The organism is Paramagnetospirillum magnetotacticum MS-1 (genome assembly GCF_000829825.1).
Taxonomy (GTDB): domain Bacteria; phylum Pseudomonadota; class Alphaproteobacteria; order Rhodospirillales; family Magnetospirillaceae; genus Phaeospirillum; species Phaeospirillum magnetotacticum.
This window is the reverse complement of the sequence record NZ_JXSL01000022.1, coordinates 185,548-192,473: the sequence shown is the minus strand read 5'-3', so window position 1 is coordinate 192,473 and position 6,926 is coordinate 185,548. Positions and strand designations below refer to the sequence as shown.

Annotated in this window: 8 protein-coding genes and 1 pseudogene; 5 read left to right on the top strand and 4 right to left on the bottom strand. The window is 64.8% G+C overall.

The genetic code is table 11. The annotated features are described in order from the left end of the window. The 3 genes and pseudogenes from CCC_RS06030 to CCC_RS06020 all read right to left on the bottom strand — a co-directional run. Nucleotides 1–554: pseudogene (locus CCC_RS06030) on the bottom strand (electron transfer flavoprotein subunit alpha/FixB family protein); the annotation flags it as partial. Between the two features lie 150 nt (nucleotides 555–704). Further along, the gene (locus tag CCC_RS06025) at nucleotides 705–1,454 is read right to left on the bottom strand and encodes an electron transfer flavoprotein subunit beta/FixA family protein (protein WP_009869165.1); all 750 of its coding nucleotides are present in this window, start codon (nucleotides 1,452–1,454) and stop codon (nucleotides 705–707) included. 94 nt (nucleotides 1,455–1,548) lie between these two features. Then, complete coding sequence (locus CCC_RS06020) at nucleotides 1,549–2,115, bottom strand: cob(I)yrinic acid a,c-diamide adenosyltransferase (RefSeq protein ID WP_009866528.1); 567 nt, start codon at nucleotides 2,113–2,115, stop codon at nucleotides 1,549–1,551. 98 nt (nucleotides 2,116–2,213) lie between these two features. On the opposite strand from CCC_RS06020, the gene lptG reads away from it, so the two are divergent. The 4 genes from lptG (at nucleotide 2,214) to CCC_RS06000 (ending at nucleotide 5,264) form a co-directional block, all read left to right on the top strand. Further along, nucleotides 2,214–3,317 carry an LPS export ABC transporter permease LptG gene (gene lptG, locus CCC_RS06015; protein ID WP_041040262.1) on the top strand — a complete coding sequence of 368 codons (1,104 nt, stop codon included), beginning with the start codon at nucleotides 2,214–2,216 and terminating at the stop codon, nucleotides 3,315–3,317. Then, complete coding sequence (locus tag CCC_RS06010) at nucleotides 3,317–4,039, top strand: phosphatase PAP2 family protein (protein WP_009868165.1); 723 nt, start codon at nucleotides 3,317–3,319, stop codon at nucleotides 4,037–4,039. Before lptG ends, CCC_RS06010 begins: the two co-directional genes overlap by 1 nt. 226 nt (nucleotides 4,040–4,265) lie before the next feature. Next, nucleotides 4,266–4,769, top strand: coding sequence for a cold-shock protein (locus tag CCC_RS22990; protein ID WP_009868166.1), 504 nt, complete (start codon nucleotides 4,266–4,268; stop codon nucleotides 4,767–4,769). Between the two features lie 291 nt (nucleotides 4,770–5,060). Then, entirely contained in the window at nucleotides 5,061–5,264 is a 204-nt protein-coding gene (locus CCC_RS06000) for a hypothetical protein (RefSeq protein WP_041040258.1), read from the top strand. Between the two features lie 22 nt (nucleotides 5,265–5,286). Here CCC_RS06000 and CCC_RS05995 read toward each other — a convergent pair whose 3' ends face one another. Then, nucleotides 5,287–6,117 carry an SDR family oxidoreductase gene (locus CCC_RS05995; protein ID WP_041040256.1) on the bottom strand — a complete coding sequence of 277 codons (831 nt, stop codon included), beginning with the start codon at nucleotides 6,115–6,117 and terminating at the stop codon, nucleotides 5,287–5,289. On the opposite strand from CCC_RS05995, the gene CCC_RS05990 reads away from it, so the two are divergent. Next, on the top strand, nucleotides 6,110–6,916 hold the full coding sequence (locus tag CCC_RS05990) for a tetratricopeptide repeat protein (protein ID WP_009868169.1): 807 nt from the start codon (nucleotides 6,110–6,112) through the stop codon (nucleotides 6,914–6,916). The two genes, CCC_RS05995 and CCC_RS05990, sit on opposite strands and share 8 nt — an antisense overlap. Nucleotides 6,917–6,926: the final 10 nt, after the last annotated feature.

Below are 6,926 nucleotides of genomic sequence, written 5' to 3'. Positions count from 1 at the left end.
GACTTGGACAGCTGTTGCCCGACGAAGGAGGACAGCGCCGGATCGGCACCCGCCGCCACGCTTTCCACCGGGGCGGAACCGCCCTGGGCGGCGGCCTCGAAGCCGGTGGCGCGCACGGTGATCACCTTGATCGCGTCCTTGGACTGCACCGTGGCCAGGGCGTTACCGGCATAGATGGGCCGCACGAAAGTGTCGGCGGACACCACCGCGGTGATCTCGGAGATCTGCGCCACGTCCAGCAGGGCGGCGACGCGCGGGCTGACATTCTTGCCCACCGAGGTGGCGGGCGCCAGGATGTGGGAATAGCCACTGGCCAGACCAGTGATCAGCGCCGCCAGGGGCTCGGCCAGATGATGGGCGTAAAGCGCGGAATCGGCGCTCAGCACCTTGGCCACACCGCTGATCTTGGCGGCAGCCTCGGCCACCGCACCGATGCCGGAGCCTGCGACGAGAACATGAATATCACCGCCGATCTTGGCGGCGGCGGTAACGGTGTTCAGCGTGGCGGGCTTGAGAGCGCCACCCTCATGTTCGGCGATAACCAGAATGGTCATGTCTTGTCGTTCCTTGTCCTGGCCATGTCGGGGCTTGCGCCCCGCACCCCCACCGGGGAAAACCCCGGACCCCTTTTGAATTCAAAGGGGGGTTGGGGCACAAGCCCCAAATGGGTCCGGGCGATCGCCCGGCCATGCCCCATGATTGCGTCAGATCACCTTGGCTTCGTTCTTCAACTTGTCCACCAGGGCGGCCACGTCGGCCACCTTGATACCGGCGCTGCGCTTGGGCGGCTCCTCGACCTTCAGCGTCACCAGGCGAGGGCTGACGTCGACGCCCAGATCGGCCGGAGAGACCGTGTCGATGGGCTTCTTCTTGGCCTTCATGATGTTGGGAAGGCTGGCATAGCGCGGCTCGTTGAGGCGCAGATCGGTGGTGACCACGGCGGGAAGCTTCAAGGACACCGTCTCCAACCCGCCATCCACCTCGCGGGTGACGGTGACGGCATCGGCGCCGATTTCCAGCTTGGAGGCAAAGGTGCCTTGGGGCTGGCCCAGCAGGGCGGCCAGCATCTGGCCGGTCTGGTTGGAATCGTCGTCGATGGCCTGCTTGCCCAGGATGATCAGGCCGGGGGCCTCCTTGGCGGCCAGGGCCTTCAAGACCTTGGCCACGGCCAGAGGCTGAACCTCGTCATCGGACTGCACCAGAACGCCGCGATCAGCGCCCATGGCCAGCGCGGTGCGCAGCGTCTCGGAACAGGCGGCGGGGCCCACGGACACCACCACAACCTCGGCGGCCTTGCCCGCTTCCTTGAGGCGCACGGCCTCTTCCACCGCGATCTCGTCGAAGGGGTTCATGGAGAACTTCACATTCTGGGTCTCCACACCCGAACCATCCGACTTGACCCGAATCTTGACGTTGTAGTCGATCACCCGCTTGATCGCGACCAGGACTTTCATTTGTTTTTCAACCCTCTAACGAAAAGCGAATTAATCGGCATCGCCGGGCGGAATTTACTATTGCATCGCACAATATGACGTGAGTTTCGGGATGTCAACGCGCACCCCCCGGAACCCACAGGACGTCGGCGGCCCCGTTGCCGTTGGCGACGCGGGCCAAGACGAACAGCAGATCCGACAGACGATTGGCATAGATCACCGCCAGGGGATTGACCGCCTCGGTCTCGGCCAGGGCGACCATCAGGCGTTCGGCGCGCCTGACCACGGTCCGGGCGTGATGGAGATGGGCGGCCAGGGGCGAACCGGCGGGCAGGATGAACGAGGAAAGTGGTGCCAGACTTTCGTTGGCGGCGTCGATTTCGGCTTCCAGCCGATCCACCTGGACCTGGACCATGCGCAGGCGGGTGCCGGGGGCCTCGTCGGCGGCGGCCGGAGTACACAGATCGGCCCCCAGATCGAAGAGGTCGTTTTGCACCCTTTCCAGCAGAGGCGTCATCTCGGGGCCCGCATGCAGCCGGGCCAGTCCGAGGACGGCATTGGCCTCGTCCACCGTGCCATAGGCCTCGACCCTGAGATCGTGCTTGCCCACTCTGGTGCCGTCGCCCAGTGAGGTCTTGCCCTTATCGCCCGAGCGGGTATAGATGCGCGTCAGCGTAACCATCGCCTTTCTTCCTTCCATAAGCCGAAAAGGTTTATGACACGGAGACGGGCGAAAGCTCTATACTCCGCTTTCCTCGGACCACACCGAATTCGGACATCATGCGTTTATCCCCCATCATGAGCGGCTATATCGGGCGGCAATTCGCTTCGGCTTTCGCCACGGTGTTGCTGGTGATTCTGGGGATCATCTTGCTGTTCGACGTGATCGAACTGATCCGCCGCGCCGCCGGTCGCCCGGAACTGGGCATCAGCCCCATCATGCTGATGGCCTTCCTGAAGCTGCCGCAGATGCTGCACACCATTCTGCCCTTCGCGGTGATGATCGGCGCCATGGTGTGTTTCTGGCGTCTGACCCGCACCCATGAACTGGTGGTGGCCCGCGCCGCCGGAATCTCGGCCTGGCAATTCATCACGCCGGTCCTGGCCGTGGCCGGGATGTTCGGAATTTTCGAGATCACCACCTTCAATCCCATGGCGGCGGCCATGTACAGCCGCTATGAGCGGCTGCAGGACGAATTGCTGGCCGCCAAGTCCAGCGCCTTCGACATTTCCGAGGTCGGTCTGTGGCTGCGCGAGCCCCATGATGACGGCGAAATGGTGGTCCACTCGGAAACGGTGCGCCAGGAAGGGCTGGTTCTGCATATCCGGGACGCACACTTCTTCCTTTATGATCGCCCCGACCATTTTTATCAGCGCATCGCCGCCGAGACCGCCAGTCTGGAAGACGGAGCCTTCGAGGTGCGCCGCGCCTGGGTGATGGAAGGCGGCAAGCCCTCGGTATTCAAGGAAAAGATGCGTATCCCCACCCAGCTGACGCTGGACCGCATCCACGATAATTTCGCCTCGCCCGAGACCTTGTCCTTCTGGCAGTTGCCCGGCTTCATTCGCTTTTTCGAGCGGGCGGGCTTCACCGCCAACAAGCATCGCCTTTACCTGCAATCCCTGCTGGCCTCGCCTGTGCTTTATTGCGGCATGGTGCTGATGGCGGCGGTCTTCTCGCTGAGACCCAACACCCGGTCGGGCGGCCTGCTGGCCCGCATCGGCGGCGGCGTGGCCGCGGGCTTCGCCGTCTATTTCTTCTCCAAGGTGATCTATGCCCTGGGCCTGTCGGCCACCCTGCCCCAGACCCTGGCGGCCTGGACGCCGCCGCTGTTCGCCGGACTGATCGGCCTGTCGGGACTGTTCCATCTCGAGGACGGCTGATGGGGGCATCCCTGCTTCGTAATCCATGGACCTGGGCCTTGGCGGCCCTGGTTCCCCTGACCCTGTTTCCCGCCATCGACATCGGGACTTCGGCGCTGTTCTACGACGCGGCGGGACGCGGCTTTCCCTTTCGCGTCCACCCCCTGGGCGAGTTCGCCCGCAAGACTCTGCCCATCTTCCTGTTCATCGCCGCCGGGCTGATCGCCCTGGGCGGAGCGGCCTCGGCGCTTCTCAAGCGCCCCGTCGCCGGGATTGATCCGCGCAAGGCGCTGCTCGTGGTGGTTTCCCTGGCCCTGGGTCCGGGCCTGATGGTCAATGTGGTTCTCAAGGACAATTGGGGGCGGCCACGCCCTTCGACCATCGCCGAGTTCAATGCCGGACACACGCCCGCCCTTCGCTATACGCCGCCCCTGATCATCTCGGACCAGTGCCCCGATAACTGCTCTTTCCCCTCGGGCCACGCGGCTTTGGGGTTCTGGACCGTCTCCCTGGCCCTCATGGCGCCGCCCCGGCGCCGCCGGATCGCCGTCATGGCGGGTTTGGGCTTCGGTCTGGCCATGGGGCTGGTCAGGATAGCCCAAGGCGGGCATTTTCTCTCTGATGTCGCCTATTCGGGCGTAATCGTCGTGGGTCTGATCATGGGGTTGCACCGGCTAATTCCCCGCCCAGACCGCAGTGCAGCACGAAAAAATAATGAAACGGAAGCCTTTCGCGCCCCGTAACCCCCTATGCGGACGCCGAATTCTCAGGTAATGATATAAGTTCAGGCTGACCTAGGCGCTGAAGAGCCGGGCGGAATGCCCTCGCGTGGGTGCGGGGGATTTTGTTTACTTACGACGAGAATGACACATGGCATGGAACCGAGATAATCATGGCAGGGGCGAGCGCGGTCGCGGTCGTCGGGATGACTTTGGCGAGCCGGCCTTCGACCCGCGTCCTGCGCGGCCGATGGCGCCCAGCTCCTTTGACCGTCAGATGGTCAGTCAGGCGAACGTCAGCGCCACTGTGAAGTGGTTCAATGCCTCCAAGGGCTTCGGCTTCGTCGCCCCCTCCGATGGCAGCCCGGACGCCTTCTTGCACATTTCCGCGCTCGAGCGCGCAGGCCTGACCCAGGTCGCCGAAGGCGCCACCCTGGTGGTCGACCTGGGCGCCGGACAGCGCGGCCCGCAAGTGGTGATGGTCCATGAAGTGGACAGCACCACCGCCACCCCGCGCGCCCCGCGCCGGGAAGAGCGCGGCCCGACCGAGACCGTCGAGGGCGTGGTCAAGTTCTTCTCCGCCGAGAAGGGCTTTGGCTTCGTGGCCTGCGACGAAGGCGGCAAGGATGTGTTCGTGCATGTGAAGGCGCTGGAGCGTTCCGGGATCAAGACCCTGGAATCCGGTCAGCGCGTTCGCGTCACCACCACCCTGGGGCTGAAGGGCCCGCAGGCGGATACGGTCGCGATCATCTAGGTCGTAGGAACCAGACCCTCCCCCCGTGGGAGGGTCTGGAACGGCCCGGATGATTTTCTCTTGACCTGAATCCGGCATTCTGGTACCACAATGCTCATTACTGCTTTGTCTCCCTGACATTGGGCGGGACGCGGCGATGAGCCGGGTCCCGCCACTTTTTTGTCTGCCCCACCCAAGGCCGGAAAAGGCATTGATGCGTGGGCGATGCTGCATTGCACAAAATCCTGTCGCAATCCGCCCCCGATTCGGTGCAGACTGTCTCCCAGGCAATCGATGCCTTGAGGAATGACGATGCTGGGACCCGCGGAACTTCGCGAAATTTATGACTGCCTCAAGGGAATGGGGTTAGAGCCCGTGCGCGTCGCCGAAGGCCGCAGCCCCTATCTCAACCCCGCCTTCGCCGCGGGCATGGCGGTGACCAAGGCTGTGCGCGGTACGAGCGCCAAGCTGCCAGCCGCCGCCGCGCCCGCCGAAGCCCCGTCCAAGACGAAGTGATACCCGACGCCCCGTGACAGGGCTACAGGCAGCTTTTCAGCCCTTCGCGGTAGCTGGGATAGGCCAGACGAACCCCAAGCTCCGCCTTCATCTTGCCGTTATGAACGCGCTTGTTGTCGGCGTAGAAGCTCTGCGCCATGGGCGACAGGGTGGCCTTGGCCTCCTCCCAGGCGATCTCCGGCGGCGGCTCCACCCCCAGCAGGGCGCAGGCATAGGCGATGACCTCTTGGGGCGGCGCGGCATCGTCGTCGCACAGATTGTAGACGGCCCCCGCATTGGGACGATCCAGCGAGGCCAGTACAGCGGCCGCGATATCCTCCACATGGATACGGCTGAACACCTGGCCCGGCTTGACCACGCGCCGCGCCTGGCCCTCCCGCACCGTATCCACCGCCGAACGGCCAGGGCCGTAAATCCCCGCCAGCCGGAAAATCTGCGCGCCCAGATCCCGCCAGCCTGTCTCGGCGGCCAGCCGTCGGCGCGAGCGGTCAAGGTTCGGATGGGGTGCCGTCTCCTCGTCGACCCAGGCTCCACCATGATCGCCATAGACGCCGGTGGTGGAGAGATAGCCGATCCAGGCGGGAGCCGCCGCCCGGATGGACTCGGCCATGTGATCGAGCACCGGATCGCCTTGGCTGTCGGGCGGCACCGAGGACAGCACGGCATCCACGCCCGTCAGGCATCCGGGCGGCAAAGGATGGCCGCGATCGAACGCCAAGACCTCAACACCGGGGCAATCCACCGCCTCGCCCGACCGGGTGGTGCCCATCACGGACCAGCCCGCCTGCGTCAGATTCCGGGCGATCACACGACCGGAAAAGCCTAGTCCGAACAGGAAAAATCGCTTGGCCATCTCTCTGTCCTTGCGCCCGGCGTACAATTGGCGAGACTACGCCTCCATGAAACTGCGCGCCATCCCCCTGCTGCCGCTTGCTCTGCTGTGGCTCTCCACCCCGGCTCCGGCCGAGACCATCAACCCCAAGATGGAATACCGCACCTGCCTGACCCTGGCCCGCGCCAAGCCGGAGGAAGGGTGGGAGGAGGCCCTCGCCTGGGCCTCGCTGGGCGGCGGCGAACCGGCGCGCCATTGCGCGGCGGTGGCGCTGATCGGTCTGGGCAAATACGAGGAAGCGGCCAAACGGCTGGAATCCCTGGCGGGACTCAGCCGGCGCGAGGAAGCCTTGCGCGCCGAAATGCTGGCCCAGGCGGGACAGGCCTGGCTGCTGGCGGGCAAACCGCAACAGGCCCTGGCCGATCAGGACACGGCGCTGAAGCTGATGCCGGGCCATCCCGAACTGCTGCTGGACAAGTCGGTGACCCTGGCCTCGGTTGGCCATTACGCCGAGGTGGTCGACCTGCTATCGCCCCTGCTCAAGGTTCAACCCAACCGCATCGAGGCCATGGTGCTGCGTGCGGTGGCTTATCGCTACCTGGACAAACTGGAATTGGCCAAGGACGATCTGGCCCGCGCCCTGGTCCTCGACCCATCATTTCCCGATGCTTTGCTTGAACGCGGCATCATCCGCCGCCTGGAGGAAAACAACGCCGGAGCGCGCGAGGACTGGCTGAAAGCCATCGCCGCCGCCCCGGAAAGCGCCGTCGCCGATACGGCGCGACGGAACTTGGAAATGATGGACGTTAAGGTGAAGTGAGAGGCGGCGG